General features: G+C 61.2%; 26 protein-coding genes and 3 pseudogenes. 14 read left to right on the forward strand and 15 right to left on the reverse strand.

Annotated elements, in window-relative coordinates:
- Positions 1-11 precede the first annotated feature (11 nt).
- Positions 12-2,168 carry a lipase family protein gene (locus tag AACU78_RS04750; RefSeq protein ID WP_106580073.1) on the forward strand — a complete coding sequence of 719 codons (2,157 nt, stop codon included), beginning with the start codon at positions 12-14 and terminating at the stop codon, positions 2,166-2,168.
- Between the two features lie 9 nt (positions 2,169-2,177).
- Here the strand turns inward: AACU78_RS04750 and codA are convergent, their stop codons facing one another.
- The 8 genes from codA to AACU78_RS04790 all read right to left on the reverse strand — a co-directional run bounded on the left by codA (position 2,178) and on the right by AACU78_RS04790 (position 8,799).
- Positions 2,178-3,413 carry a cytosine deaminase gene (gene codA, locus AACU78_RS04755; RefSeq protein WP_106580074.1) on the reverse strand — a complete coding sequence of 412 codons (1,236 nt, stop codon included), beginning with the start codon at positions 3,411-3,413 and terminating at the stop codon, positions 2,178-2,180.
- Between the two features lie 27 nt (positions 3,414-3,440).
- Positions 3,441-4,658, reverse strand: a complete 1,218-nt coding sequence (locus AACU78_RS04760; protein WP_106580075.1) for a PucR family transcriptional regulator — start codon at positions 4,656-4,658, stop codon at positions 3,441-3,443.
- Entirely contained in the window at positions 4,655-5,923 is a 1,269-nt protein-coding gene (codB, locus tag AACU78_RS04765; protein WP_106580076.1) for a cytosine permease, read from the reverse strand. Before codB ends, AACU78_RS04760 begins: the two co-directional genes overlap by 4 nt.
- A 200-nt stretch (positions 5,924-6,123) precedes the next feature.
- Entirely contained in the window at positions 6,124-6,564 is a 441-nt protein-coding gene (locus tag AACU78_RS04770; RefSeq protein ID WP_106580077.1) for a GNAT family N-acetyltransferase, read from the reverse strand.
- 26 nt (positions 6,565-6,590) lie between these two features.
- Positions 6,591-6,788, reverse strand: a complete 198-nt coding sequence (locus AACU78_RS04775; RefSeq protein ID WP_106580078.1) for a helix-turn-helix transcriptional regulator — start codon at positions 6,786-6,788, stop codon at positions 6,591-6,593.
- Complete coding sequence (locus AACU78_RS04780) at positions 6,785-7,159, reverse strand: hypothetical protein (RefSeq protein WP_106580079.1); 375 nt, start codon at positions 7,157-7,159, stop codon at positions 6,785-6,787. Before AACU78_RS04780 ends, AACU78_RS04775 begins: the two co-directional genes overlap by 4 nt.
- 127 nt (positions 7,160-7,286) lie before the next feature.
- Positions 7,287-7,643 (reverse strand): 6-carboxytetrahydropterin synthase QueD, encoded by a 357-nt coding sequence (gene queD / locus AACU78_RS04785; protein ID WP_017736453.1) that lies wholly within the window; start codon positions 7,641-7,643, stop codon positions 7,287-7,289.
- Positions 7,644-7,719: 76 nt separating this feature from the next.
- Entirely contained in the window at positions 7,720-8,799 is a 1,080-nt protein-coding gene (locus tag AACU78_RS04790) for a hypothetical protein (protein ID WP_106580080.1), read from the reverse strand.
- A 160-nt stretch (positions 8,800-8,959) separates the two neighbouring features.
- Here AACU78_RS04790 and AACU78_RS04795 point away from each other — a divergent pair, with 160 nt between their 5' ends.
- Genes AACU78_RS04795 through AACU78_RS04810 form a run of 4 tightly spaced genes read left to right on the forward strand, consistent with a single transcriptional unit; the run spans position 8,960 to position 11,560 of the window.
- Positions 8,960-9,262: a PepSY domain-containing protein gene (locus tag AACU78_RS04795; protein WP_106580081.1), complete on the forward strand. Its 303-nt coding sequence runs from the start codon at positions 8,960-8,962 to the stop codon at positions 9,260-9,262.
- A complete protein-coding gene (locus AACU78_RS04800) occupies positions 9,262-9,576 on the forward strand; it encodes a PepSY domain-containing protein (RefSeq protein ID WP_106580082.1) in 315 nt (104 codons plus the stop codon). The genes AACU78_RS04795 and AACU78_RS04800 overlap by 1 nt, the downstream gene beginning before the upstream one ends.
- The gene (locus AACU78_RS04805) at positions 9,576-10,244 is read left to right on the forward strand and encodes a response regulator transcription factor (protein ID WP_106580083.1); all 669 of its coding nucleotides are present in this window, start codon (positions 9,576-9,578) and stop codon (positions 10,242-10,244) included. Before AACU78_RS04800 ends, AACU78_RS04805 begins: the two co-directional genes overlap by 1 nt.
- A complete protein-coding gene (locus AACU78_RS04810; protein WP_106580084.1) occupies positions 10,241-11,560 on the forward strand; it encodes a sensor histidine kinase in 1,320 nt (439 codons plus the stop codon). The genes AACU78_RS04805 and AACU78_RS04810 overlap by 4 nt, the downstream gene beginning before the upstream one ends.
- A 147-nt stretch (positions 11,561-11,707) precedes the next feature.
- Here AACU78_RS04810 and AACU78_RS30010 read toward each other — a convergent pair whose 3' ends face one another.
- Together AACU78_RS30010 and AACU78_RS30015 are read right to left on the reverse strand one after the other, a co-directional pair.
- On the reverse strand, positions 11,708-12,463 hold the full coding sequence (locus AACU78_RS30010) for a methyl-accepting chemotaxis protein (RefSeq protein WP_371924198.1): 756 nt from the start codon (positions 12,461-12,463) through the stop codon (positions 11,708-11,710).
- A gap of 102 nt (positions 12,464-12,565) precedes the next feature.
- Positions 12,566-13,855: pseudogene (locus AACU78_RS30015) on the reverse strand (HAMP domain-containing protein); the annotation flags it as partial.
- 244 nt (positions 13,856-14,099) lie between these two features.
- On the opposite strand from AACU78_RS30015, the gene AACU78_RS04820 reads away from it, so the two are divergent.
- The 5 genes and pseudogenes from AACU78_RS04820 to AACU78_RS04835 all read left to right on the forward strand — a co-directional run bounded on the left by AACU78_RS04820 (position 14,100) and on the right by AACU78_RS04835 (position 19,175).
- Complete coding sequence (locus AACU78_RS04820; RefSeq protein WP_177410136.1) at positions 14,100-15,419, forward strand: Na+/H+ antiporter family protein; 1,320 nt, start codon at positions 14,100-14,102, stop codon at positions 15,417-15,419.
- A 102-nt stretch (positions 15,420-15,521) separates the two neighbouring features.
- Positions 15,522-16,343: pseudogene (locus AACU78_RS30020) on the forward strand (cache domain-containing protein); the annotation flags it as partial.
- A 102-nt stretch (positions 16,344-16,445) separates the two neighbouring features.
- Entirely contained in the window at positions 16,446-17,201 is a 756-nt protein-coding gene (locus tag AACU78_RS30025) for a methyl-accepting chemotaxis protein (protein ID WP_370004746.1), read from the forward strand.
- A gap of 103 nt (positions 17,202-17,304) precedes the next feature.
- On the forward strand, positions 17,305-17,970 hold the full coding sequence (locus AACU78_RS04830) for an RraA family protein (RefSeq protein WP_106580088.1): 666 nt from the start codon (positions 17,305-17,307) through the stop codon (positions 17,968-17,970).
- Positions 17,967-19,175, forward strand: coding sequence for a pyridoxal phosphate-dependent aminotransferase (locus AACU78_RS04835; protein WP_106580089.1), 1,209 nt, complete (start codon positions 17,967-17,969; stop codon positions 19,173-19,175). The genes AACU78_RS04830 and AACU78_RS04835 overlap by 4 nt, the downstream gene beginning before the upstream one ends.
- Here the strand turns inward: AACU78_RS04835 and trhP are convergent.
- Positions 19,172-20,485, reverse strand: coding sequence for a prephenate-dependent tRNA uridine(34) hydroxylase TrhP (gene trhP / locus AACU78_RS04840; protein ID WP_106580090.1), 1,314 nt, complete (start codon positions 20,483-20,485; stop codon positions 19,172-19,174). The two genes, AACU78_RS04835 and trhP, sit on opposite strands and share 4 nt — an antisense overlap.
- Before the next feature lie 262 nt (positions 20,486-20,747).
- On the opposite strand from trhP, the pseudogene AACU78_RS04845 reads away from it, so the two are divergent.
- Positions 20,748-21,206, forward strand: a pseudogene (locus AACU78_RS04845) (thioredoxin family protein); the annotation flags it as partial.
- 107 nt (positions 21,207-21,313) lie between these two features.
- Positions 21,314-22,381 (forward strand): AI-2E family transporter, encoded by a 1,068-nt coding sequence (locus AACU78_RS04850; protein ID WP_106580092.1) that lies wholly within the window; start codon positions 21,314-21,316, stop codon positions 22,379-22,381.
- A gap of 19 nt (positions 22,382-22,400) precedes the next feature.
- Here AACU78_RS04850 and AACU78_RS04855 read toward each other — a convergent pair whose 3' ends face one another.
- The 3 genes from AACU78_RS04855 to AACU78_RS04865 form a co-directional block, all read right to left on the reverse strand.
- Entirely contained in the window at positions 22,401-22,583 is a 183-nt protein-coding gene (locus tag AACU78_RS04855) for a hypothetical protein (protein WP_106580093.1), read from the reverse strand.
- 91 nt (positions 22,584-22,674) lie between these two features.
- Positions 22,675-22,869: a hypothetical protein gene (locus AACU78_RS04860; RefSeq protein ID WP_106580094.1), complete on the reverse strand. Its 195-nt coding sequence runs from the start codon at positions 22,867-22,869 to the stop codon at positions 22,675-22,677.
- 235 nt (positions 22,870-23,104) lie between these two features.
- A complete protein-coding gene (locus tag AACU78_RS04865; protein ID WP_053255424.1) occupies positions 23,105-23,458 on the reverse strand; it encodes a hypothetical protein in 354 nt (117 codons plus the stop codon).
- Positions 23,459-23,614: 156 nt separating this feature from the next.
- On the opposite strand from AACU78_RS04865, the gene AACU78_RS04870 reads away from it, so the two are divergent.
- A complete protein-coding gene (locus AACU78_RS04870) occupies positions 23,615-24,433 on the forward strand; it encodes a shikimate 5-dehydrogenase (RefSeq protein ID WP_106580095.1) in 819 nt (272 codons plus the stop codon).
- 120 nt (positions 24,434-24,553) lie between these two features.
- Here the strand turns inward: AACU78_RS04870 and AACU78_RS04875 are convergent, their stop codons facing one another.
- Positions 24,554-25,204 carry a YceH family protein gene (locus AACU78_RS04875; protein ID WP_106580096.1) on the reverse strand — a complete coding sequence of 217 codons (651 nt, stop codon included), beginning with the start codon at positions 25,202-25,204 and terminating at the stop codon, positions 24,554-24,556.
- Positions 25,205-25,329: 125 nt separating this feature from the next.
- Between AACU78_RS04875 and AACU78_RS04880 the strand changes: the two genes are divergently transcribed.
- Complete coding sequence (locus AACU78_RS04880) at positions 25,330-25,839, forward strand: DUF1993 domain-containing protein (protein ID WP_053255427.1); 510 nt, start codon at positions 25,330-25,332, stop codon at positions 25,837-25,839.
- The last annotated feature ends 21 nt before the right edge of the window (positions 25,840-25,860 follow it).

The raw sequence follows: 25,860 nt of genomic DNA on the forward strand, positions 1-25,860 counted from the left end.
GGAGTCGAGTCATGAATCAAGAAGCGCGCAAGCAAGCTTTTTTCAGCAGCAACATGCCTGCATGTGCATTGAAAGGGCATTGGGCAAGCTTTTGTCTGGTTGATGAAACGGGCAGTGGGAAGGCCTACGGCGGGCTTGCTTACACTGTCTATGACAGTACAGGCCACTCGTATAATGGCAGGCTGACTGGGGAGGGGTTTGCCAAGCTACAAGGGTTTTACTGCGGTCCCGTCGTGCTTATTCTGGAGGGGTTGTACGCTGGGAATGAGCAGCCGTATTTTGAATTGAGTACGCGCAAGACTTACAAATTGCCCATCACCGAACTCCAGGCACGGGCCGAACAAACCCGCTTTTGCACTCCTGACGGCCAGCGTATCGAGGGAAATCCTGCACAGCGCAAAGCGGACCGGTTTTATCAGGTAGAAGTGCGCGACCTGGTCCGGCATGTTGCTCACTTACCGCCGTTGGCGCCCCGCACTTACCCACCTCAACGCCATGCGTTAAGAATGATGGCTGAGTTGGGCTTCGGTCCGCCTCAGCCGACTTTGTCTGGTGTGGTGTTGTTCCCCAACCTGCATACCGTGCTGGAAGTACGACCTTTGCGAGCCCTGCGCCCGATGCTATCCACAGAGGATCGTTTCTGCGCCTTGAACCTCTACCAATTGGCGCTGATGGCTACCTTGAGTTACTGCGATTTTGGCCAGCAGCCTCCAACGAATCCGGTGGATCAAGTCAGCTTTCCTCTGGATCCCGGCATAGGGAATCTGTTCGTCGAAAAGCTTTCGGCCTATCAAGAAGCCTGGAATGTTGATCGCGAGCAGGTGCAGCGCTTTTATCCGCTCTATGAGGAAGTCCCATACTCCCAGCGTTTTGAGATCGTGCCCTTCGACCCTGACGTGTACCCACAGAACCGCTCTGAGCTTGGCGCAAAACAGGAGCATCCTGCTCTGGTGCATTTTTTCAACGATGAGCAGTTCGGAACGGACACTCAGGCGTTCATCACTCATCACGCTGAAGTCATCCTGATCGCTGTGCGAGGCACCGCCAGCGGCGCCGATGCACTGCGAGACGCCGACGCCCACCAAGTGCCGTTTTCTGACGGCGTGGGCAAAGCCCATAAGGGCTTCTATCAGGCGTATCTAGCGATGCGCGATTTTATTCTGCGATACCTCGAGCAGTTTCACAGCGGCCAGCGCATTGTAATCTGCGGCCACAGCCTCGGCGGCGCCATCGCCTTGCTCCTGGCAGAAGGATTGCGACGAATCCCCGACACTCAGTACAACATTCTCCTCTACACCTATGGCGCGCCTCGCGCCGCCGACGCCGAGTTTACCGAAGGCGCCTCAGCCCTGGTCCACCATCGCATCGTCAACCACAACGACCCGGTGCCCAGCGTTCCGGCCACGTGGATGAACACCACCGCAAAACTCTGGGTTCCGGGTGTAGTGGCGTTGTTCAGCGCACCCGGTCCGGGTGGGCTTCTGTTTGCCGCCGGCCTGGTGCGTGTGGGTAGCAGTCCCTACCAGCATCACGGCGAACAGCAGCACTTCATGCCGATCAAACTGGCCGATGGCACGCATTCCTCGGTGTTATGGACGCCCGGTTGTGAGTCTATTCTGCAGGCCGGTTGTAACCGTGCCTTGCAACTTCAAGGTGACATGCCCAACCGCGCCAACGTGCTGAAACAACTGTTTCAGGCCAGCCAGCACTTCATGACGGCCAGTTACATCCCGGCGGCCTGGGCCACGTTGCGTCGCTGGCAACAAACCGTTGATAGCCAAGGGCCCCTGGTCACGCAGAGAGAATTTGAGCTGCTGGACCGTGCCCTTGAGAGCATGACTGCGCAGTTGCGCGACAAGAACCGTGAGCTTGACCGTCGCCGCCCCTCAAACCAGCGTGGCTATGGGCACGAACATAGCCAGGCGTTGAACGCAGAAATTGACCGGTTGCGCACCAGTCGCCAACGCTTGGAGTCCCTGCGCTGGCGGCGCCTGGACGCCCGCGACGTGTATGGCAGTCACGCCGATCGCGCGCACCTGCAACCCAGCCTGAAGCGTTGGTTCAGCCACCGTGAAAACCGTGAGTTGGCGCAGGTTGCCAGTATTCCTGCGCCGATTCATGACGGTTCAGGCAAGGTGCATCCGCTCGACCTCGACGCCATTGTGTAGGCAGGCCGGTTACAAAAACTCCACCTGCGCCGGTTGCCGTTTCATCAGCACTTTGCCATTGCGGATTGAGTACAGCGGCAGGCCCTGGCTGCGAATAACTTCGTAGTCGCTGTTTGCCGACAAGATCAGCAAGTTGGCCGGGCGCCCCGGCTCCAGGCCATAACGCTCGCCCAGGGCCATGGCCTTGGCGCTGTTGTCGGTGACCAGGTCCAGAGCACTTTGCAGATTGCGATAGCCGAGCATATGGCAAATATGCAAACCGGCTTCCAGGACCCGCAGGATGTTGCCGTTGCCCAAGGGGTACCAAGGGTCGACGATCGAATCCTGGCCAAAGCATACGTTCATGCCGGCTTCGAGCAGTTCGTTGACGCGGGTCACGCCGCGGCGTTTCGGGAAGCTGTCGAAGCGGCCTTGCAGGTGAATGCTTTCGGTGGGGCAGGAGACGAAGCTGATTCCTGAGTGCCCCAGCAGGCGAAACAGTTTGGCGCAATACGCATTGTCGTAGGAGCCCATGGCCGTGGTGTGGCTGGCGGTAACGCGTGCGCCCATGTCGCGGCTGCGGGCTTCTTCGGCCAGCACTTCGAGAAAGCGCGAGTGAGGGTCATCGGTTTCGTCGCAGTGCACGTCCACCAGGCAACCCGTGCGTTCGGCCAGGTCCATGAGGAACTTCACCGAGCTGACGCCTTGGTCACGGGTGTACTCAAAGTGGGGAATGCCGCCGACGACGTCGGCGCCCAGGCGAATGGCCTCGGCCATCAACTCGCGGCCATTGCGGTAGGACTCGATGCCTTCCTGGGGGAAGGCGACGATTTGCAAGTCGATCAGGTGCGAGCTGTCTTCGCGTACCTCAAGCATGGCTTTGAGTGCCGTGAGCTCGGGGTCAGTGACGTCGACGTGGGTGCGGACATGCTGAATGCCGTGGGCTGCCAGGGTCTGGATGGTTTTTTTGGCGCGAGTCTTGGTGTCTTCCTGGGTGATCGTGGCTTTACGCTCGCCCCAGCACTCGATGCCTTCGAACAGCGTGCCGCTCATGTTCCAGCGCGGTTCGCCAGCCGTAAGGGTGGCGTCGAGGTGAATGTGGGGTTCAACAAAAGGCGGTATGACCAGGTTGCCAGCGGCGTCCAAATCACCGGCCCTTAAAGCAGGTACCTCGGTTTGCGAAGTGATGCTGGCGATCCGGCCGTGTTCCAGGTGCAGATCATGCAGGCCTTCACGGTTGCGCAGGCGGGCGTTGATGATATGCATGGGCAAGTTCCTCTTGGCTAAAGACAATCAGGCAGTCAGCCGCCAGATCATCAGGGCTATTCCGATGTCCAGGCGGTCATATGAGTTGCCCAGCGTCAGCCCGCTCAGGGCTTCGATACGCTGGACGCGGTGCGTCACCGTGTTGCGGTGCAGGGCCAGGCGCTGCGCGGCGGCCACAAGGTTACCATTCTCGTGAAACCAGGCTTCCAGGGTCGGCATCAGGCAAGGGCCATGGTGGCGGTCGTGGCGCAACAATGGGCCCAGGCGCTCATTGAGAAACTGGTCGAGCAGGGCGCGATCACGCACGCCACTGAGCAGTTTCAATACGCCGAGTTCGTCATACACGCAAAGCCCGGCGCGGTCGCTGAAACGTCGCGCCGCCGCCAAGGCCTGGCGTGCCTCATCCTGCGCCTGAGCCAGGCTCGCGGGTGGGTGGGCAGCGGCGCTCAGGCCGATAAACAGTTTCAAAGGGGCCAGCCGCAGGTTCAAGGGGTTAAGCCAGGCAACCCATTGTTGGCGATTGGCCAACGCTTGCACGGCATCGGTGGCCGGCAGCAACAATGTCCAGTGCCCAGCCCTGCCCACAATCGGCAATGCTGCATGATGCCGCGCCGAAAACTGGCGCAATCGACGCGCGATACTGTCGTGCTGCCGGGCCAATTGCGCCTCCGTCCGCGCAGTATCACCCTGGGCAAATAATGCCTCGCCACCCTCCAGTTGCAACTGGACAACCTGCCAATGCCCGGCCAGCGACATGCCCAGTTGCGCTGCCCGATTCAGTAACACCTCAAGGGACTGATAATCACCGGCGAGCAAGCGTTCCAGCACGTCGTGTCGCGAACGGCCCAGTTGCTCGGACTGGATCAGCGCCGAACCAATCGCCTGTGTCACCAGCACCATTTTCAGCGAGTAAGGCTGCTCGATCAGCGGCATGCCGGCCGCTTCGGCGGCGCTCAACAGGCGCTGGGGGATTGTCTGGATATAGGCCGGCCCGGTGAGGATCACCAGACCGGCAACCTGACGCTGGCACGCTTCTTCCAGCAAACGCAGGAGGTTGGGTTCATCGCGAGGGTGATTGATGCCGGTGACGAACACCAACTCGCCGCCCAGTACCCACTCGGCAATCCCGCTGTTTTCCGCGACATACGGCCAGCGCACGGCGTTATCCAGACCGCTGTCACCTGCGCGCAGGCGCATCGATTCAAGGCCGGGCAGGGCCAGTACATCGGCGACGGTGAGGCTCATGCCGGGGCATCAGCCAGCGGCGCACGCACACGCAGCACGGCGGTCAGCACGACGTAGGTCAGCGACGCGGCAACAATCCCCACCAGTGGCGCCACCCAGGGCGAGTGGAACGCCAGCACCGTGCCCACCGCGTACGCCACCAGCCCAGGCCAATTGAATGCCGGCAGGCGCGTCTCGGCCAGGCGCGGGTACTGGCCGCGATAGCGGTAGAAGAAGTCTGCCATTATCACGCCGCCAATCGGTGGGATCACTGTGCCCAGCAAAATCAGGTAGGGCACCAGCATGTCGTACATGCCGAGCAGCGCGAGCAGGGTGCCGATAACCGCACCGGCCAGGGTCACGGTCTTGCGGCGGCGGGTCCGCAGCAAGTTGCAGCCGGCGACGGCAAAGTTATAAATGGTGTTGTCCTGGGTGCTCCAGATATTGAGCAACAACATGGCCATGGCCGCCATCGCGAAGCCTTGCAGCAACAACACTTCCACCACGTCTGGCTGCTGGTAGACGATGGCGCCATAGGCCCCGATCAGTACCATCAAACCATTGCCGATAAAAAATCCGATCAGGCTGGCCAGCACCGCGACCTTGGCCGAACGGGAAAACCGCGTCCAGTTGGTAGCCTGGGTCGCACCGCTGACAAAAGTGCCAAACACCAGTGTGATCGCGGTGGACAAATCCAGCTCGCCTGTCGGCACGACTGCCAGCAGGCCGTCCAGCCCGCCGACTTTTACCGTGGCGACCCACATCGACAGAAACAGCAAGATACCCATGGCCGGCACCGCGATGTAGGACAGCACCTCCAGCCCGCGATATCCCACATACGCCGTGGCGCAGAACACCATGCCGAACAGCACCATCAGGCCCAACACGCTGCCCTGGCTCAGCTCGAAATACTTGCCCAGCACCACGGCGGCGGTGGCCGTGCCCCAGGCGTACCAGCCGATCTGGGTAAAGCCGAGGATCAAGTCGCTGAGCTTGCTGCCGACCTCGCCAAAGCAGAAGCGGCCCATCAACACTGAATTCAAGCCACTCTTGAACGCGATGTAACCCAGGCCCGCGGCGTAAATGCCCAGCAACAGGTTACCCAGGGCCACAACGCCGAGCATGTCGGTAAAACTGAACGCTACGCCCAGCTTGCCGCCGGCAAACATGGTCGCGGTGAAAAACGTGAACCCCAGCAGCACCATGGCGGTGGATGCCAGGCCCTTGCGCGCATGCATCGGCACTTCGCTGAGGGGGTAATCGTTGCCCGGTTCTTGCTGAGTCATGGCCCTGCTCCCTGAATGAGTGACGCAGGCCCGTTGCACCGCGCGTGCCAAATCGGCAGAAGTGACAGGCGCACGCAAGATGCTGTGCACCGTGCACAGTATTTATAGCCACATTGGGGAGAGTCGCAGGGAACAGTGGTCTTTGTGCCCAGTCGGGCACGAAAGCGGTGCAGCGGTGATACAAATTGGATCAGCTGCTGCTAAAGGCGCTTGGTCATGTACACACGGCGCAGACCCTGTTCCACGGCGCGATGGGTTTGCACGTAGCCACGGCGTGTGTACAACGCGAAGTTCTCGGTCATGGTTTCATGGGTGTACAGGTAAATCGCTGCGTAGCCGGCGTCGATGGCGTGTCGTTCGGCAAAATCCATCAGCAGTCGTCCGAATCCCAAGCCCTGGGCGTCAGGCGCTACAGCGAGGTTGTCCAGCAGCAAAGCGCCTTCGCCCTTGAGCAGGATAATGAACCCCTGAACCTTTCCGGCGTTGTCCAGCACGTAAACGCCGCCAGCCTCGACCAACAGCTGATAGTCCTCAAGCATCGGCCCGGGCTTGCGGCCGATCCGCTCGATGTAGGGCGAGTAGGCGGCTTCGACAATGGCCTCGATGGCAGCAACGTCATCAGGGGTGGCGGGGCGCATCATTGCAGTGTGCTCCTGTAACAAATGACTCAGTCTGCTGGTGCTTCGAAGATCGCCTCGATACTGCGCTCGAACACCTTGGCGATCTTGAACGCCAACGGCAAGCTCGGATCATAGCGGCCGGTTTCGATGGCATTGACGGTCTGGCGCGAAACCTCCAGGCGCTGTGCAAGGTCGGCCTGGGACCAACCCCGTTCGGCGCGCAACTGGCGCAGCTGATTATTCACTGGTAGCGCCTTGTGCCGACGATCGTGGCCACGCACCAGACGCCGCCCATGATCGGCCACACCATGAAAGCCGACAGGCGTGGAAAACCGGCGGTTTCCAGAAAGCCGTAGCTGAACGTCGTGAGTGCGGTGCAGACAAACGCCACAGCGAGAGCATCCAGTTGGATCTTGCGGCCCATTTCATCCATGGCGTTCACGCGGCGGACGATCGAAACCGCCATCGCGATCATGGGAATCACCGGCAGTAACGCCAGGGCGATTTTGGCGACCCCGTCAGGCATGGATCGAACGAGCGAGCTGGAAACCACGACGCACAAAATGTACACCACCATGACGACTGCGAATTCCATCAGAAAGCGTTTGGGCGACATGACTCTCTCCATAAGTAAAGTGTGCTTTACATTAGGTATGATAAATTACCATGTCAAGGCTGCTTTACACTGAGGTTTTCAAGGCATAAAAAAACCACCCGCAGGTGGTTCTTCAACGTGCCATCGCTTACTCGCCGCGATAGATGCAGCCGCTGGTGCAGGTCTCGTGGATGCGAATCGCACTGAGTTCCGGCAGCAGCGGTTTGAGCTCAGTCCAGATCCATTTGGCCAGCACCTCGCTGGTCGGGTTTTCCAGGCCTGGGATGTCATTGAGGTAGTTGTGGTCGAGGCGCTCGTAGAGCGGCTTGAAAATCGCCTTGATCTCCGAGAAGTCGCGAATCCAGCCGGTATGCGGATCGAGGTCGCCGCTCAGGTGGATCGCCACCTTGAACGAATGCCCATGCAGGCGTCCGCATTTATGGCCGTCCGGCACGTGGGGCAGGCGGTGGGCGGACTCGAAGGTAAATTCTTTGAAGATTTCCACAGTATTTTCAGCTCGGTCAGGTATCTGGCAGGCGGCGAGTTTAACAGCTTGATCCTTCGCCGCGCATACCGCTTGGTCATAGCGCCAGCAAGTGCTCGCCCAATGTGCCGTTATCTGCCAGTTCCAGGAACTCATCGCCTAACCGTCGGCTCTCGCTCATTGCGGTTTGCCAGTACTTATTGCGGCTCGGGTCATCGCCCATGAAGCGCTTGAAGTCGCTGCGGTCCGGCAACTTGCCGTGGGGCAGGCGGGCCAAGTAGTCCCTGGACGGGGCCAGCAACAGTACGTCCTGCAAGCCCTGTTGATTACTGCGCCGCCACGGCAGGCCCTTGTCGAACCAGCCGGGGATGACCCGGTCGGTGAAGTGCGGGTACAGCACGATGTCATCGCCGTGGTAGGGCAGGTCGAGGTGATAGTCGAGCAGGCCGCCGTCGCGGTAAGTGCCGGCGCCCGCGCCGGGCAGGTCGCGTACGCCTTGCATCACCATGGGGATCGAGCCGGACGCCAGCAGTGCCTGGCGCAAGTTGCGCAGGTCCAGGTCGAGGAAGCGCGAGGGGAAGTCCTTCAGCGGATGCACCGGCGGCGCCTGGCGCGGGTCGTGGATGATCAGCCGTTCGAAGTGCCGCGCCAGCCGCGCACGGCCGCGCAGGTTGTCGGCAATGACCGACGACAAGCCCAGACCGAGCCGACCGCGATGGTCATCGGCGAGCAGGCCGTGGCTTTTGACCACCATGATGTTCAGGCGATAGTCGGGGTTGTCCAGCACCCGCGCATCACGGCCTGCGAGCAAGTCGTCGAGCATGCGCTGGCAGCTGCGGCTGACCTCGGCCATGGTCACGCCCTTGGCAAAGCGTTGTTCGTTGTACAGGCGGCCGAGGTCGAGCAGGCCTTGCACCGGGTCGGGCAGGCAGGCGCTGGCAAACCGCCAGGAGCCGATGGAGGCGCCGATCAGCGCGCGCTCGCGGGGCGCGCGCGGCAACCAATCGCCGAACAAGGCCAGGTCCAGGCCCTGGATGCCCAATGCCTTGGGGCCGCCGGCCGCGCCGGGCAGGATACCGACATCCGCAGGTTTGAGGCCCTGTTCGCGAATGCGCGCAAAGGCGCGTTTACCGGCCTTGAGCGTCAACGCGGGAAATTTGATGTGGATGGCTGTCATACCAGTCTCTGTTCAAGCGAGCGGGGCAGTATAGGAAAACTCGCGGGTGATGGGTAAAAGAGGGCGATGGAAAAATGCCATGGTGGCAATTCAGTTTCAGTTAAGTTGCAGCGGGTACGTTGGCCTGCGTAGGAAAAACATCCTGAAACGGAGATTTGCCATGAAGCGCCTCACAGCGCTGGTCGCCGCCGGTATCATCGCCTGCACCTCGGCACAGGCCTGGGCAGTGGACCCTGACAAACCACTGACATTGCCTGGCACTGTTACAATCGTCGCCTTTGATCAGCTGGAAGCCACGGCCCTGGCACTTCACCCAGGTTCGACCCTGCTGGACACCGACCTCGACGAGGCCTACGGCAAGTACGTGTACCAAGTCGAACTGGAAGATGCCGACGGCATCGAGTGGGAAGTCGAATTGGACGCGCTCAGCGGGCACGTGCTCAAGAATCATCAGGAAACGTAATGAAGGTATATCGACGCGCCAGTGGTTTGATGGTGCTGGTGCTCCTGGCTTTTTGTTCCAGCCTGGCGGCCCGCGACCTCAACCAGGATGAAGCTTTGGCACTGCGCCAGCAGGGCGTGATCCTGCCGCTCGAGCAACTGTTGCAACAGGCCATGGCGCGCTACCCCGGCTCTCGGTTGTTGGAAGCCGAGCTTGAAAAAAAACACGGCCAATATGCTTATGAGGTGGAGCTGGTGACCACCGAAGGCGTGGTGCGCGAGATCAAGCTGGATGCGACCACCGGCGTGCTGCTCAAAGATAAGGAAGACGACTGATGCGCCTGCTTCTGGTGGAAGACAACGTTCCCTTGGCCGATGAACTGCTGGCCGGCCTGCAGCGCCAGGGCTATGCCGTCGACTGGCTGGCCGATGGGCGCGATGCCGCCTATCAGGGCCGCAGCGAACCCTATGACCTGATCATTCTCGACCTCGGCTTGCCCGGCCTGCCGGGGTTGGACGTGTTGGCGCAATGGCGCGCAGCCGCCCTGGCCACGCCTGTGCTGGTTCTCACCGCGCGCGACTCCTGGGCCGAGCGCATCGAAGGGCTCAAGGCCGGTGCCGACGATTACCTGAGCAAACCCTTTCACCCCGAAGAACTGCACTTGCGTGTCCAGGCGTTGTTGCGCCGCTCCCATGGCCACGCCAACCAGCCCACCTTGCAAGCTGCCGGGTTGCACCTGGATGAAGGCCGCCAGTGTGTACTGCGCGACGGCGAAGAGATCCAGCTGACCGCCGCCGAATTCCGGCTGCTGCGCTACTTCATGCTGCACCCGGAACAGATCCTGTCGAAAAGCCACCTGGCCGAACATCTTTATGACGGCGAGACCGAGCGCGACTCCAACGTGCTGGAAGTTCACGTCAACCACCTGCGTCGCAAGCTGGGCCGTAGCGTGATTGAGACTCGGCGCGGCCAGGGTTACCGCTTTGGCGCCAGCCCTGCATGAGGTCGATTCAGCGGCGCCTGAGCCTGGGGCTGATCAGCGTCATGGTGATCGTCTGCGTGGTATTGGCGCAAACCAGCCTGTGGTTGTTCGAGGCCGGATTGCAGCGCTACCTGGAAGCGGGCTTGCGCAACGACAGTGAAAACCTGCTGGTGGCGCTGGTGCGCGGCCCGAACGGTGTGCAACTGGATGAACAACGTTTGTCGCCGGCCTATCAGCGGCCGTTTTCCGGGCATTATTTCCGTATTGATTTTGCCGACATTCATTGGCGTTCCCGTTCGTTGTGGGACCAGGAATTGCCCCGGCTGCCGGAAGCCGGGCTCAAGGGCAACCTGCAACTGGGCCCGGAAGGCCAGCAACTGCTGGTGTTGCGCTCGGACTACAAGCGTTTTGGCCAGTCGATTTCCATCAGCGTGGCCCAGGACTACACGCCGGTGCGGGAAAGTTTCCGTCTGATGCGTCAGATCGGCCTGGTGATGGGCGTTGCGGCATTGCTGCTGGTGCTGATCCTGCAACGGGTCACGGTGCGCCGCGCCTTGCGCCCGTTGGAAACCGCCCGCGAACAGATCGCTCAACTGCAACAAGGCCAGCGCTCACAACTCGACACTCAAGTGCCGCTGGAACTGGAACCACTGGTGGCGCAGATCAACCACCTGCTGGCTCACACCGAAGACAGCCTCAAGCGCTCGCGCAACGCGTTGGGCAACTTGGGGCATGCGCTGAAAACGCCGTTGGCCGTGCTCTTGAGCGTGGCCTCCAGTGAGCAGCTCAAGGCCCATCCCGAACTGGGCAAGCTTTTGCGCGACCAGCTGGAGCAAGTGCAGCAACGCCTGAATCGCGAACTCAACCGCGCGCGCCTTGCCGGCGAAACCCTGCCAGGTGCCTTGTTTGATTGCGAAAAAGAGCTGCCCGGCCTGCTGGCCACGCTGAACATGATCCACGGTGAACACCTGGATTTGAGTTACCACCTCACGCCCGGCCTGCAATTGCCCTGGGACCGTGAAGACTTGCTGGAGCTGTTGGGCAACCTGCTGGACAACGCCTGCAAATGGGCAGATGCGGAAATACGCTTGAGCATCAGCGAAACGCCGCACAGCTATTTACTGGCCGTTGAAGATGACGGGCCGGGCATTCCGCAGAGTCAGCGCGACCAGGTGTTCAGCCGGGGTACGCGCCTGGATGAACAGATCGACGGCCATGGCCTGGGGCTGGGGATTGTGCGCGATATCGTCGAGGTGTGGGGCGGGGTGTTGCAGTTGCAGGAGAGTGAGTTGGGTGGCTTGAGGGTGCTAATCGAATTGCCCAAGCGCCAGGCCTGATACACCACAAAATATAAAAATGTGGGAGCGGGCTTGCTCGCGAAGACGGAGTGTCAGCCAGCAAATTCGGCAACTGACACACTGCATTCGCGAGCAAGCCCGCCCCCACATTGGACCTGCTCAAGGGTCAGAATCTGTGCAACTCACTCACACGCGAAACTGATCCATTAACCCCTGCTGCTGATTCGCCAGGCTGTTCAGCGCTTGGCTCACCCGCGCCGATTCATTCGCCTGCTCCGACAGCGACTCGGTCACATCGCGGATCGTCGCCACGTTGCTGTTGATCTCTTCGGCCACCGCGCTTTGCTCTTCGGCGGCGCTGGCGATTTGCAGGTTCATGTCGCTGATCACCGTGACCGCCTCGCCAATCTGGCGCAGGGCGGTGACCGCCTTGCCGACCTGCTCGACACTGCCCTGGGCCTGGCGATAGCTGTTGCCCATGGAGCCGACCACATCGGTGGTGCCGTTTTGCAGCAGTTCGATCACCACGCGGGTTTCTTCCACCGATTCCTGGGTGCGCCGTGCCAGGTTGCGTACTTCGTCGGCGACCACGGCAAATCCTCGGCCGGCCTCACCCGCACGGGCGGCTTCGATGGCGGCGTTGAGTGCCAGCAGGTTGGTTTGCTCGGCAATGCCTCGAATCACTTCCAGCACCGAACCGATTTTCTCGCTATTGGCCGCCAGGCCTTCGACCTGAGCCATGGCGGTGCTCATGTCCGCCGCCAAGTGCCCGATGTTGGTGGTGGTGCGGTCGATCACGGTCAAGCCCTCGCGGGTGGCCTGGTCGGCGTCGCGCGCGGCTTGTGCGGCTTGGGCGGCGCTGCGGGCGACGTCCTGGGCGGTGGCGCTCATTTCGTGGGAGGCGGTGGCCACCTGATCCACCTGGCGGTACTGCTGCTCCATGCCGGCACTGGTCTCTGTGGCAATTGCGGCGGATTGGTCGGCCGTGCCGCGGGCGTCCTGCACTGAGCGTTTGACCTGGGCAATGATCGGTTGCAGTTTGTCGAGGAAGCGGTTGAACCAACCGGCCAGTTGGCCCAGTTCGTCCTGCTTGTCGTAGGCCAGGCGACGGGTCAGGTCGCCTTCGCCGCTGGCGATGTCTTCCAGCATGCGAGCCACGCCAAGGATGGGCCGGGTCACGCTGCGAGCCATCAGCCACACCAGTACCAGGCCGACCACGGCCGCGAGCAGGCCCAGGCTCAGTTCCAGCAGGGTGCCGCGCGTGTTATCGGCATCCAGTTGCGCCTTGAGCGCCTCGGCGGGGCCCACCAGGACTTTTTCCGGCACATCCAGCAACACACCCCACGGCTTGCCGCCGGGAATCGGTGCGAACGGCGCCAGTACCTTGAGTTGATGGTCGGTGCGCACGCTGCGGATCTGCGTGCTGGCCGCCAGTGCGTTGATCAATTGCGCGCCGCTGGCCGTGTCGACTTTATCCAGGCGCTGGCTGAGTTTGCTCGCATCCGGGCTGTAGCCGGCGAGCAAACCGGTGGGGCTGAGGATGCTGACTTGCGTCTGGCCGTCATACAGCTTCTGGCTGGCCTGTTGGCTCACGGCCTGCAAGCTGTTGAGGTTGATGTCCACCGACAGCGAGGCGATGACTTTGCCGTTGACCATCAGCGGAAACACGATGCTGGTCATCAGCACGTTTTGCCCGTCGATCACATAAAAGTACGGCTCGATCACGCAGGGTTTCAAGGTTGTGCGCGGGCAGGTGAACCAGGCGTTGGCTTTCTCGCCGCTGGGCCCAATGCGGGTGTCGGACATGTCGCTTTCGGGCAGTGACATGGAGGTCAATTTGCCGGGCGTCGGTTGCGACCAGTACAGGGCAAAACGGCCTTTGTCGTTACTGCCCAGTTCCGCCTGATTGGCGAAAAGCTCATCCTTGCCGTCCAGCGCATTGGCTTCAAACACCAGCGACAACCCGAGCAGGTCCGGGTTGGCCTGGAGCGCGGCCTTGACCTGGCGGGTCAGGTCTTCGCGGGTGTCGAAGGCGTCGAGGAAGCGTTTTTCCGCCTGTTCGCGCAAAAACAGTACCTGACGGGCAAAACCATGGCCGTACTGGTAGGCGTCCATGAACTGCTGGCGAATGCCCAGCGCCTGCACCTCACCCTGGGCCTCGATGCGTGCCTGGGCGGACTCGTCGAGCATCTGCATGCTCGAGGCTTTGACCTGCTGCGAGCTGTGCTCCATGCGATACAGCGACAGACCCACCAGCAGGGTCACGATCCCCAGCAGGCACAGGCCGGCGAGCAGGGTGATTTTCCATTGAATGGAGAGCTGTCTGAGGAACATCGAGGAGCATCCTTAACCTGAAAACACAGAGAGTCAGGCTATCGGCCGCGTTTTGCCGTTCTTTATTATTTAAACGTTCAATTGAACGCTGAAAACGACGCCGTTTTTTGACATGCGCGCCCGCCTGCTGCAAAGTGCGCGCCCTCTAATAAGACCTCCTAAAGCCTGCACGCCGGCAGCCAACCCCATGGCCGCCCGGGCGCGGGCATGCCTGTTTTTATGTTTTTGTCTTGAGGTAACCATGATTAACGCAGTCATCGCCGCGGTCGGCACCATGCTGGTGCTCAGCTTGTCCCGCGTGCATGTGGTCATCGCCATCATTGTCGGCGCCCTGGTGGGTGGCTTGACCGGTGGCCTGGGCATCGAGGCCACGCTCAAAGCCTTCAACGGCGGCTTGGGCGGCGGGGCGACCGTGGCGTTGTCCTACGCCTTGCTCGGCGCTTTCGCGGTGGCGATTGCCAAGTCCGGTCTGGCCCATGCCCTGGCAGACAAGGCGCTGATCCTGGTCGATCGCCAGGAAGCCACGGGCGGCAGCCACGTCAAATGGTTGCTGATCGGTCTGCTGTGGGTCGTGGCAATTGCCTCGCAGAACATCCTGCCGATCCACATCGCGTTTATTCCGCTGCTGGTGCCGCCGCTGTTGTATGTGCTGACCAAGCTGCAATTGGACCGTCGCCTGATCGCCTGTGTGATGACCTTCGGCCTGATCACGCCGTACATGTTCCTGCCGGTGGGCTTCGGCAACATCTTCCTCAACCAGATCCTGCTGGCCAACGTGGCCAAGAGCGGCGTCGACATCAGCCAGGTCAACGTCACCCACGCCATGGGCTTGCCGGCGCTGGGCATGGTGGTTGGCCTGCTGGTGGCAGTGTTTGTCAGTTATCGCAAAAAGCGCGTGTACGACCTGGAAAAAATCGAGCGCGTCGAGCAAGTGGCCGTGCAGTACAACCCGCTGACCCTGCTGGTGGCCGGGCTGGCGATTGCCTCGGCGTTCATCATTCAACTGTGGCTGGACTCGATGATCATTGGCGCCCTGGCCGGGTTCCTGATCTTTTCGGTGTCGGGCATCGTGCGCTGGCGCGAAACCGACGACCTGTTCACCGAAGGCATGAAGATGATGGCGATGATCGGCTTCATCATGATCGCTTCCTCGGGGTTTGCCGAAGTGCTCAAGGCCACGGGTGACGTGCGTTCGTTGGTAGAAACCTCGGCGGCATTCATCGGCCATAGCCGTGGCGTGGGCGCGCTGCTGATGTTGCTGGTGGGGCTGCTGGTGACCATGGGCATTGGCTCGTCGTTTTCCACGGTGCCGATCCTCGCCGCGATTTTTGTGCCGCTGTGTGTGCAACTGGGTTTCAGCCCGTTGGCGATTGTGTGCATCGTCGGCACCGCAGGCGCCCTGGGCGATGCCGGCTCACCGGCGTCGGACTCGACCCTCGGCCCGACCTCCGGCCTGAACATCGACGGCCAGCACCACCATATCTGGGACACCGTGGTGCCGACTTTCCTGCACTACAACATCCCGTTGCTGGCATTCGGCTGGCTCGCTGCGATGACCCTTTAATGATGTGAAACACCTCCCGCGCCACGGGTAACGAGTGGCCTACAGATCCGTTGCAGTTGGCCGATAGCCTCTCCAAGTCGCCACTAATAAGAGAGAAAAGCCATGCGTCTGAGTCTGAAGGCCAAAGTCCTGTCCCTCGCCGTAGTGCCGGTATTGCTGTTCGCCGTGGTCATCAGCCTGACCACCGTGTGGATCCTCCAGGGCCAGGCACGCAACGAGGTGGATGAAACCCGCCAGCGCCTGCTCAACGACGCCAAGGCCACCCTGCAAAGTTACGTCGAGGTGGCCATGACCACCATCAAACCGCTCTACGACGCTGCCGCCCCTGGGGACACCGCCGCGCGGGCCGAGGTGGTCAAGTTGCTGTCCAACACCAACTACGGCAAGGACGGCTACTTCTTCGGCTACGACTCCGAGACCATCCGCCTGTTCAAGGGCAACAGCCCCGACGGCGTGGGCAAGAGCTTCAAGGACAACCGCGACCCCAACGGCGTCTACGTCAACCGCGACCTGGTCAAGGTCGGCAAGGACGGCACCCACTACCTGCAATACAGCTCGACCCAACCTGGGCAGACCGAGTTGGTGCCCAAGCTTGGCTACACCGAATACCTGCCCAAGTGGGACATGGTGATTGGCACCTCGGTCAACCTCGACGGCATCGAAGCCCAGGTGGCGGTGGTTGAGGCCAAGGTCGAGAAACGCATGGAAGGCGTGCTGCTGAGCATCCTCGGTGTGGCCGTGGTGGTGTTGCTGGTGATTGCCGCCGTGGGCATGGTGACCGCCAATACCATCCTGCGGCCGTTGAACTTGATGAAAGCCAACCTCGACGATATCGCGGCGGGCGAGGGCGACTTGACCCGCCGCCTGGCCATCACCAGCCAGGATGAACTCGGCGATCTGGCGGGTGCGTTCAACCGCTTTGTCGACAAGATCCACGGCCTGGTGCGGCAGATCACCGAGATGACCTCGCAACTCACCGGGTTGGTCGGGCAGGTGTCCGAGCAAGCCCAGCGCTCGGAAACCGCGATGGAGCGCCAACGTCACGAAACGGACCAAGTGGCCACCGCCATTAATCAGATGTCCTCCGCCGCCCATGAAGTCGCGCGCAGCGCCCAGGGCGCCGCCGTCGCCGCGCAACAGACCGACGCCGAGGGCCAGGCCGCCAAGCGCGTGGTGGACGGCAGCATCGCGCAGATTCATGCGCTGGTGAATGACATCCGCAGCAGTGGCGTGTCCCTCGACAGCCTGCAACAGGACGTGTCGTCGATTGTCAGCGTGCTGGGGGTGATCCGATCGATCGCCGAACAGACCAACCTGCTGGCGCTCAACGCCGCCATCGAAGCCGCGCGAGCAGGCGAGGCCGGCCGTGGTTTTGCGGTGGTGGCCGATGAAGTGCGAGCGTTGGCCAGCCGCACTCAAACCAGCACCCAGGAAATCCAGGGCATGATCGACCGCCTGCAAAAAGGCACCGAAGCCGCCGTGGACGCGATGCGCCGTTCCAGCGATGCCGGCGACGGCACCTCGGCCCAGGCCAACCAGGCCGGCGCCTCACTGGACACCATGGCGCAACTGATCGGCACCATCAACTCGATGAACGCGCAGATTGCCAGCGCCGCCGAAGAGCAAACCGCCGTGGCCGAAGAGATCAATCGCAGCGTGCATCAGATCGCCGTGGCGGTGGACAGTGTGGCCGATGAAACCCAACTGGGCGCCCAGACCTCTCGCAGCCTGGCGGATTTGGGCCAGCGCCTGGGGCAGTTGGTGGGTCAGTTCAGGATCTGATCTTTCATAGGTTTAACCTATGTTTAACTAACGTACATACGAATATACCGCTCACCGCCCCTCGGCAAGACTTGAGCCCCAACCACAACAGGGGCTCACCTCAATGCCGCATCCCGACCCGCTTCAGCGCTTGGCTGAACTCGACACCAACACGGTTTCCGACGCACTGGATGTCCTGCAACTGCCCGGCGCCGTGGTGGGCATCCGTACGTTGTGGGACTGCCCCACGGTGGTCGGCCGCGCCAGCACGGTCAAGCTGGCGCCCAAGACCGACGCCGCTCCCGGCGTGCACCTGATTTCCCCGGTGATCGACGCCATTACCGGCGATGACCGCGTGCTGGTCATCGCCGGAGGCATCGACGGCGTTTCGTGCTGGGGCGACATCATGACCCAATACGCCGGCAGTCGCGGGGTTGCCGCCACGGTGATCGATGGCGTGTGCCGGGACGTCAGCAAAGCGTTGGGCGATGGTTATCCGATGTTCACCAGAGGCCGCTACATGCGTACCGGTAAGGACCGCGTGCAAGTGGCGTCGGTAAACCAGCCGGTGGCCATCGGCGGTGCCCGTGTGTGTGCCCGGGACATCGTGGTGGCCGGTGCGAATGGCGTGTTCGTGGTGCCCCGCGACCGTGCCGAAGCCGTGGCGCGCACCGCGCGGCAGATTGAACACGCGGAGTCGCAGATTCGGGCGCAGCTCGAGGCCGGCAAGACCCTCAAGCAAGCGCGCGAAGCCCTGGGTTATCACCAGTTGCAGAGGAAAGACTCGTGACCCTCGAACGTCTGAACACGCGCCTGGCTCACGCCCAGCCGTCTGCCACCTACCGCATCATCGACCGCGTCGCCGCCCGCCGCGCCGAAGGGGCGAAGATCATTTCGCTGTGCGCCGGCGAGCCGGATTTCGATACCCCGGAACACATCCGCCAGGCCGGTATCGACGCGATCCGCAATGGCCACACGCGCTACACCCAAGTGGCCGGTGTGCGTGCCTTGCGTGAAGCGGTCGCGCAAAAATTCCGCCGTGAAAATGGCCTGGCTGTCACCTGGCAGGACACGATCGTCAGCAGTGGTGGCAAGCACGTGATCTACAACGCACTCGCCGCCACGTTGAACGACGGGGATGAAGTGATCGTGCCCGCGCCTTACTGGGTCAGCTACCCGGAAATGGTCGAGCTATGCGGCGGCACTGCCAGGATTGTGCCGTGCAGCGGCGAGGACGGGTTCAAGTTGACGCCAGCGGCGCTGGACGCGGCGATCAACCCCGCGACGCGCTGGCTGATCCTCAACTCGCCCTCCAACCCCACCGGCGCGGTGTACAGCCAGCAGGAGCTGCGCGCCCTGGCCGACGTGCTGTTGGCGCATCCGCATGTGCTGGTGCTGGCGGACGATATCTACGAACACTTGCTGTTCGACGGGCAAACCTTCCACACCCTGGCTGAGGTTGAACCCGAGTTGGCGCCGCGGGTTTTGACCATGAACGGCGTGTCCAAGGCTTACGCCATGACCGGTTGGCGCATTGGTTTCGCCACTGGGCCGCGTTGGTTGTTGGCGGCGATGGAAAAGCTTCAGGGCCAACAGACCTCAGGCGCGAGCGCGATTTCACAGCACGCGGCGATTGCTGCCTTGAACGGGCCGCAGGCGTTTATCCAGCAGTCGCGGGCCGTGTTTGAGCGTCGGCGGGACCTGGTTGTGTCCTTTCTAAACAACACGCTGGGCCTGGAATGCGCGCGCCCGTGCGGCGCGTTTTACGCGTTTGCCTCCTGCGCCGGTTTGCTGGGGCGCACCACGCCTGCCGGCAAGCGGCTGCAAACCGACGAAGACGTGGCGCATGCCTTGCTCGATGAAGCCAACGTGGCCGTCGTGCACGGCAGCGCATTCGGCCTGGCGCCGTACCTGCGCATCGCTTACGCCCTGGACGATGCCGCGTTGCTGCAGGCGTGCGAGGCCATCCGCCAGTTCTGCGCGGCGACGCGTTAGAGGTCGCGCATCAGCAGGCCGAAGCGCAGGTCCATTGTGGCCGGGAGCGGCACATACACGGTGTGCCCGTCGCCCGGCGCGACCTCAATGGCTTCACCCTTGGCGTTGTGCAGCACGGCCAGGTCGAAGTGAAAATTCCCGGCGGGCGTCATCAATTCCAGATGATTGCCCACGGCAAAGCGGTTCTTCACCTTGACCTCGGCCAGCTCCCCACGGCGCTCGCCGGTCAACTCCCCGACAAACTGCTGACGTTGCGACACCGAGCTGCCGTGCTGGTAATTCTGGTACTCGTCATGCACGTGGCGGCGCAGGAAACCTTCGGTGTAGCCGCGCTGGGCGAGTGATTCCAAATCGCTCATCAGCCTGCGGTCGAAAGCGCGCCCGGCCACCGCATCGTCGATGGCCTGGCGATACACCTGGGTGGTGCGTGCGCAGTAGAAGTGCGATTTGGTGCGGCCTTCAATCTTCAGCGAATGCACGCCCATGTGGGTCAGGCGCTCCACGTGCTGCACCGCGCGCAGGTCTTTGGCGTTCATGATGTACGTGCCGTGTTCATCCTCGAACGCGGGCATTTGCTCATCCGGGCGATTGGCTTCCTGCAGCAGGAACACTTGATCGGTCGGCGCGCCGATGCCCAGGGTTGGCTGACACGTTTGGACGATGTCGCCCATGGCGTTTTCCACCGCCGGCGTGGCCTGATACTTCCAGCGACACGCGTTGGTGCAGGTGCCTTGGTTGGCATCGCGCTTGTTCAGGTAGCCCGACAGCAGGCAGCGTCCGGAATAGGCCATGCACAGGGCGCCGTGCACGAACACTTCCAGTTCCATGGTCGGCACGTGTTGGCGGATTTCGTCGATCTCTTCCAGTGACAGCTCGCGCGACAGAATCACCCGGTTGATGCCTTGTTGCTGCCAGAACTCGACGCTGGCCCAGTTCACCGTGTTGGCCTGCACCGACAGATGGATGGGCATCTGCGGAAAATGGCGGCGCACCAGCATGATCAGCCCCGGATCGGACATGATCAGCGCATCCGGGCCCATGTCGATCACTGGCGCCAGGTCCTTGAGGAAGGTTTTCAGCTTGGCGTTGTGCGGCGCGATGTTCACCACCACGTAGAAACGTTTGCCCTGCGCGTGGGCTTCCTGGATGCCGAGCGCCAGGTTGGCGTGGTCAAATTCATTGTTGCGTACACGCAGGCTGTAACGCGGCTGGCCGGCGTAGACCGCATCGGCGCCGTAAGCGAAGGCGTAGCGCATGTTTTTCAGGGTGCCGGCGGGGGCGAGCAGTTCGGGGGCAATGGCAGATGGCATGGGTTCGCATCGCAAAAGGTCGCGAGGGTAGTGGAGCTTGATCTCGGATTTATTGATCCAGATCGCCCTTTGTTGATTTTGTATCGTGGTGTATCGGCAGGCGGGTTTCGACATAGGCGCGATACGTCGGCGGTTTCCAATGGGGCATCCCCCTCGCCACAAGGTAATTGCCATGCGACTTATCTCGGTGCTGTTCGCCGGCCTGCTGTCAGCCTTTGCCCTGGTGTCCAACCAGGTGGCCAGCCAAGAGACCCAAACCACCCAGGGTGCGATGCCCTCACTGGCGGGCGCGGTCGAGTGGCTCAACTCGCCACCGCTGAGCACCGACGCGCTCAAAGGCAAAGTGGTGCTGGTTGATTTCTGGACCTACGATTGCGTCAATTGCCGCCGCGCACTTCCCTATGTGCAAGCCTGGGCCAGGCAGTACGAACAAGACGGGCTGGTGGTTATCGGCGTGCACACCCCGGAATACGCCTACGAGCACATCACCGGCAATGTCAGGGACCAGGTGCGCAAACTCGGTATCACTTACCCGGTGGCCGTCGACAACAACTACGCGATCTGGCGCAGTTTCGATAACCAGTACTGGCCCGCCCATTACCTGATCGACGCAAAGGGGCAGGTGCGTTACAGCCACTTCGGCGAAGGCCGCTATGACGCTCAGGAGCAGATGATTCAGACGCTGTTGAGCGAGGCAAAGGCGCAGGCTTCCGGGCAATAAGTGATGCGGTCTATGCTTGTGCGATAAACGATGGCACTCCCAGCATTCGCAGCGGACTAAGCAACAGGGCCTGCACAGGGCCTTGGCTTTTCTGACATGGACCGGACATGAATCAAACCAACCTGCAATTCAAAACCCTGCTGTTGCTGCTGGCCCTGGTGACCATCGCCTTTATCTGGATATTGCTGCCGTTTTACGGCGCGGTGTTCTGGGCGGTGATCCTCGGCATTATCTTTGCCCCGATGCAGCGGCGCCTGCAACAGCGGTTCGGCTGGAACCGCAACCTCACGTCCCTGGCGACGCTGACGGTGTGCCTGATCATTGCGATTTTGCCGGTGATCATTACCAGTGTGCTGCTGGTGCAAGAGGGCGCGACCCTGTACAAAAATATTGAAAGCGGCAAGTTGGATGTGGCGGGGTATATCGAGCAATTCAAGAATGTCCTGCCGCCGTACTTCCAGCACCTGCTGGACCGCTTTGGCATGGGCAACCTGGAAGGCCTGCGGGAAAAGATCGTCAAGAGTGCAATGCAGGGCAGCCAGTTCTTTGCGACCCAGGCGTTCAGCTTTGGCCAGGGCACGTTTGATTTCCTGGTGAGCTTTTTCATCATGCTGTATCTGCTGTTTTTTCTGCTGCGCGACGGTCCGGAACTGGTGCGCAAAGTGCGCACGGCGGTGCCGTTGGCCGAGCCGCAAAAGCGCCGTTTGCAGCTCAAGTTCAATCGTGTGGTGCGGGCCACGGTCAAAGGCAACGTGCTGGTGGCTGTCACTCAAGGCGCGCTGGGCGGTTTGATTTTCTGGTTTCTGGATATCCCGAGCGCGTTGCTCTGGGCGGTGTTGATGGCGTTTCTGTCGCTGCTGCCTGCCGTGGGCGCGGGGATTGTGTGGGGCCCGGTGGCCATCTATTTCCTGTTGAGCGGTTCGATCTGGCAGGGCGTGGTGCTGGCGGTGTTCGGCGTATTCGTGATCGGCTTGGTGGACAACGTACTGCGCCCGATCCTGGTGGGCAAGGACACCAAGATGCCGGATTACCTGATCCTGATCTCGACCCTGGGCGGGCTGTCGGTGTTTGGCCTGAACGGGTTTGTGATCGGGCCGCTGGTGGCGGCGTTGTTTATGTCGAGCTGGGCGCTGTTTGTCGAAAGCAAACCACGGGTCAAGCTGCCGCTGCCTTAGCGGTTACAGAAGGCGAGCTTCAGGCGTGCAGTCTGAAGCTCGACGCTTGTTGAAGCTGCTTTTCGGCCGCCGATAACGACGTGAGTGGGCCGCTGATGGGCTCGCCATCGCGCACCAGGTACCAGCAAGCCAGCAGCCCCAGCTTGCGAAGAGGGGCGGGAACGGCGCTGCCGATAACGGACATGATCTGAACAGTGGGCATAGAGGCCTCCAATTGCTATGGAGGCCACCTTACGGCGCTGCGGGCCGAAGGAAAAATCAACCGGCTCGATAGTCGTCATCAACACAAGACGTCAATCCACCACTTGATCAAGCATGATCACCACTTCCTGCTCACTGAGCAGCCCCTTGTGCACCAGGTTTTGCGCCAATAACGCCAGGAACTTCGCGCTGCGATGGCCTTCAAGGTGCTTGAGCTCTGTGAGTGCACTGTAGACCTTACTGGACGTGCACAGGCCGGCGGTGCGGTGCGGGTTTTGCGTGGGCATGGTCAGTTGTCCTTAGTTGTTATTGGCTGGACAGAATCAATAGTGAGAGGGTTTCGTGACACAAACATGACAGCGCAAGCCTCGTTCGAGCAAGTAGACATTAGCCATAATCATGTGCGATTACGCCTCGAGCATTGTCCTCACAGCGACCTTTGCAGGGTAAATCCGGACCTTTGAGGCAAAAAAAAAGGCCCCGCGGGTAAGCGGGGCCTGATCCTGTGATGTCAATTGCGTGTTACCAGCCGCGGCCGTAATAGCCATGGGGAGGGCCGTAGTAACCACGTGGTGGGCCGTAATAAACCGGCGCCGGGCGATAATAAACCTGCTGTTGCACATACACCGGTGGTGGCGGCGCGTAGTAGACCGGAGGAGGCGCGGCATATACCGGTTGCGGCTGAACGTAGACCGGTTGCTGCACGTAGACCGGCTGGGATTGGCTGGCAACCACGGAGCCGACAACGGCTGCACCGACTAAAGCACCCAACACGGCCGGGCCACCCCAACCACCACCGTGGGCGGAGGCTTGGCCTGCCATAGCGAGTGCGCCGATAAGCAAGGCGATTTTGGGGATTTTACGAATCATGGTCATTCCTCGGTTAGCCCCTGCGCTTGTGGTCTGCAATCAATAGACTCAAGGATTGTCGCGGGGATACTTTTAAGACAACGTATTTCTGAAAAACAGCACAGCCGATAGGTAAAGGTTGTGTAAGGTCTGTACCCAATTGCTTACTCAAAGGAGTTTTCCATGCAGATGCACCCCAACAAGGACACCCAGCTGTGTATGTCATTGTCGGCGCGCCCCGGGAATTTTGGCTTGCGTTTCCATAACCATCTGTATGAACAGTTGGGTCTGAACTTCTACTATAAAGCCTTCAGCAGCCAGGATTTACCCGGCGCGATCGGCGGTATACGCGCACTGGGCGTTCGCGGTTGCGGCGTTTCCATGCCGTTCAAGGAAGCCAGCATTGCGTTGGTCGATGAGCTGGACGACTCGGTCAAGGCCATTGCCTCCCTCAACACCATCGTCAACACCAACGGCCATCTCAAGGCCTACAACACCGACTACATCGCCGTCGAGCAACTGCTGAAAAAGCACGCGGTACCGAAGCAATCCACCTTTGCCCTGCGTGGCAGCGGCGGAATGGCCAAGGCCGTGGCCAGTGCCTTGCGCGACGGTGGTTACGCCCATGGCGTGATTGTGGCGCGTAACGAAGCGGCCGGTCGGGCCTTGGCGCACAGCCTGGGCTACGAATGGCAGGCAGAGCTGGGGGACTTGCGCCCGCAGATGTTGGTCAACGTGACACCGATCGGCATGACCGGTGGGGCAGAGGCGGATCAACTGGCGTTTGAAGCAGAAGCTGTGGATGCCGCCGATACCGTCTTCGATGTCGTGGCGATTCCCGCCGAAACGCCGCTGATCGTGCGCGGGCGGGCCAAAGGCAAGCGAGTGATTACCGGGCTCGAAGTGATCGCGATCCAGGCGTTGGAGCAATTTGTGCTGTACACCGGCGTGCGGCCAACGGATGAACAGTTTCAGGCCGCAGTGGCCTTCGCCCGAAATTAACGCCTGCGCAGATCCAAATGTGGGAGCGGGCTTGCTCGCGAAGGCGGTGGTTCAGTGGGCACATTCGTCGACTGACACACCGTATTCGCGAGCAAGCCCGCTCCCACATTGTTGATCGAGTTATGCCTGTTCCAGGTGTGCCAGGCGTTCTTCAAGCGCTGCGATTCGGGATTCAAGCTCTTCGATACGATCCAGAGAAACCGCCCCCGTTGACCGCTCCACCGGATTCCCCCGTGCCGCCAGAATCACCTCGATATCCGCCGGGTCCCCCAGCGCATGGGTATAACGGTCTTCGCGCTGCCCGGCCTGACGCGGCACCAGCACCGCCAGCCCGCGCGCAATCAAACGCTCCAGCTGGTGTACAACTTGCTCGGCGTCTTCAAAATCATGCATGCGCCCGCTGCGAGTCAGCAGTTCATTGACCGTCTGTGGCCCGCGCAGAAACAGCAGCCCGATCAGGATCACCTGGGCCGGCACCAGCTCCAGCGCCTTGTCCACGCGATGTTCCCAGCGGTCGGCGCGGCTCCCCATCACCAGGCGGGTAAAACCTTGGCCTTCCAGCGCGCGCAGGCTTTGGCCGACCTGGCCCTGGCTGAGGTTCGTCACCGGTTCGCGGCTGGTCTTCTGGTTGCACGCCAGCACCAGGGCGTTAAGGGTCAGCGGGTAGGTTTCCGGGTTGGTCGCCTGTTTCTCGATCAGGCAGCCCAGGATGCGGATTTCCGTGCTGTTCAGGCGCGGCTCAGGGGTCTCGGTGTCGTGCTCGGCGGTCATCGCGCTTTCCCTATGCAGTGAACCCACTAGCCTAATCCTGAAAAAATAAAAGACAAGCGGCACGCGCGGCTGGCATGTCTATAATCGCCGCTGGTTCCAAACCCTGCCATTACCGTGAGACTCTCATGACTATTTCCCTGTACGCCGCCTCCATCCCGGTCTTCAAGCAAATGCTCAACGCCCTGAGCGATGTGCTGAACAAAGCCGAAGCCCACGCCACCGCCAAGAACATCGAGCCAAACGCCTTGCTGCAGGCGCGTCTGTTTCCGGACATGTTCCAGCTGGTGCGCCAGGTCCAGATCGCTGTCGACTTCGCCAAAGGCGTTTCCGCGCGTCTGGCCGAGATCGAAGTGCCGAAGTACGAAGACAGCGAAGTGACCTTCGCCGACCTGCAAGCACTGATCGCCAAGGTGCTGGCATTTGTCGACACCATCAAGCCTGAGCAAATCGACGGCAAGGAAGGCATCGAGATCATCACCCGCCCAGGCACGCCGAAAGAAAAGCGCTTCAGCGGCCAGTCCTACCTGCTGACCTACGGCCTGCCGCAGTTCTTCTTCCACGTCACTACCGCTTACGCTCTGCTGCGTCACAACGGTGTGGAAGTGGGCAAGCGTGATTACATGGGCGCTTTCTAAGCCCATAAAAAAAGCCCGGGG

The organism is Pseudomonas sp. R9.37, from assembly GCF_963878885.1.
GTDB lineage: Bacteria > Pseudomonadota > Gammaproteobacteria > Pseudomonadales > Pseudomonadaceae > Aquipseudomonas.

Coding starts and splice junctions, on each gene's coding strand:
- AACU78_RS04810 (WP_106580084.1), top strand. CDS start 10,241: ATGAGGTCGATTCAGCGGCGCCTGAGCCTGGGGCTGATCAGCGTCATG.
- AACU78_RS04860 (WP_106580094.1), bottom strand. CDS start 22,869: ATGCCCACGCAAAACCCGCACCGCACCGCCGGCCTGTGCACGTCCAGT.
- AACU78_RS04865 (WP_053255424.1), bottom strand. CDS start 23,458: ATGACCATGATTCGTAAAATCCCCAAAATCGCCTTGCTTATCGGCGCA.
- AACU78_RS30025 (WP_370004746.1), top strand. CDS start 16,446: ATGGAGCGCCAACGTCACGAAACGGACCAAGTGGCCACCGCCATTAAT.
- codA (WP_106580074.1), bottom strand. CDS start 3,413: ATGCATATCATCAACGCCCGCCTGCGCAACCGTGAAGGCCTGCATGAT.
- AACU78_RS04870 (WP_106580095.1), top strand. CDS start 23,615: ATGCAGATGCACCCCAACAAGGACACCCAGCTGTGTATGTCATTGTCG.
- AACU78_RS04805 (WP_106580083.1), top strand. CDS start 9,576: ATGCGCCTGCTTCTGGTGGAAGACAACGTTCCCTTGGCCGATGAACTG.
- AACU78_RS04780 (WP_106580079.1), bottom strand. CDS start 7,159: ATGTCGCCCAAACGCTTTCTGATGGAATTCGCAGTCGTCATGGTGGTG.
- AACU78_RS04770 (WP_106580077.1), bottom strand. CDS start 6,564: ATGATGCGCCCCGCCACCCCTGATGACGTTGCTGCCATCGAGGCCATT.
- AACU78_RS30010 (WP_371924198.1), bottom strand. CDS start 12,463: ATGGAGCAGCAGTACCGCCAGGTGGATCAGGTGGCCACCGCCTCCCAC.
- AACU78_RS04795 (WP_106580081.1), top strand. CDS start 8,960: ATGAAGCGCCTCACAGCGCTGGTCGCCGCCGGTATCATCGCCTGCACC.
- codB (WP_106580076.1), bottom strand. CDS start 5,923: ATGACTCAGCAAGAACCGGGCAACGATTACCCCCTCAGCGAAGTGCCG.
- AACU78_RS04790 (WP_106580080.1), bottom strand. CDS start 8,799: ATGACAGCCATCCACATCAAATTTCCCGCGTTGACGCTCAAGGCCGGT.
- AACU78_RS04875 (WP_106580096.1), bottom strand. CDS start 25,204: ATGACCGCCGAGCACGACACCGAGACCCCTGAGCCGCGCCTGAACAGC.
- AACU78_RS04760 (WP_106580075.1), bottom strand. CDS start 4,658: ATGAGCCTCACCGTCGCCGATGTACTGGCCCTGCCCGGCCTTGAATCG.
- AACU78_RS04850 (WP_106580092.1), top strand. CDS start 21,314: ATGAATCAAACCAACCTGCAATTCAAAACCCTGCTGTTGCTGCTGGCC.
- AACU78_RS04830 (WP_106580088.1), top strand. CDS start 17,305: ATGCCGCATCCCGACCCGCTTCAGCGCTTGGCTGAACTCGACACCAAC.
- trhP (WP_106580090.1), bottom strand. CDS start 20,485: ATGCCATCTGCCATTGCCCCCGAACTGCTCGCCCCCGCCGGCACCCTG.
- AACU78_RS04800 (WP_106580082.1), top strand. CDS start 9,262: ATGAAGGTATATCGACGCGCCAGTGGTTTGATGGTGCTGGTGCTCCTG.
- AACU78_RS04855 (WP_106580093.1), bottom strand. CDS start 22,583: ATGCCCACTGTTCAGATCATGTCCGTTATCGGCAGCGCCGTTCCCGCC.
- AACU78_RS04880 (WP_053255427.1), top strand. CDS start 25,330: ATGACTATTTCCCTGTACGCCGCCTCCATCCCGGTCTTCAAGCAAATG.
- AACU78_RS04750 (WP_106580073.1), top strand. CDS start 12: ATGAATCAAGAAGCGCGCAAGCAAGCTTTTTTCAGCAGCAACATGCCT.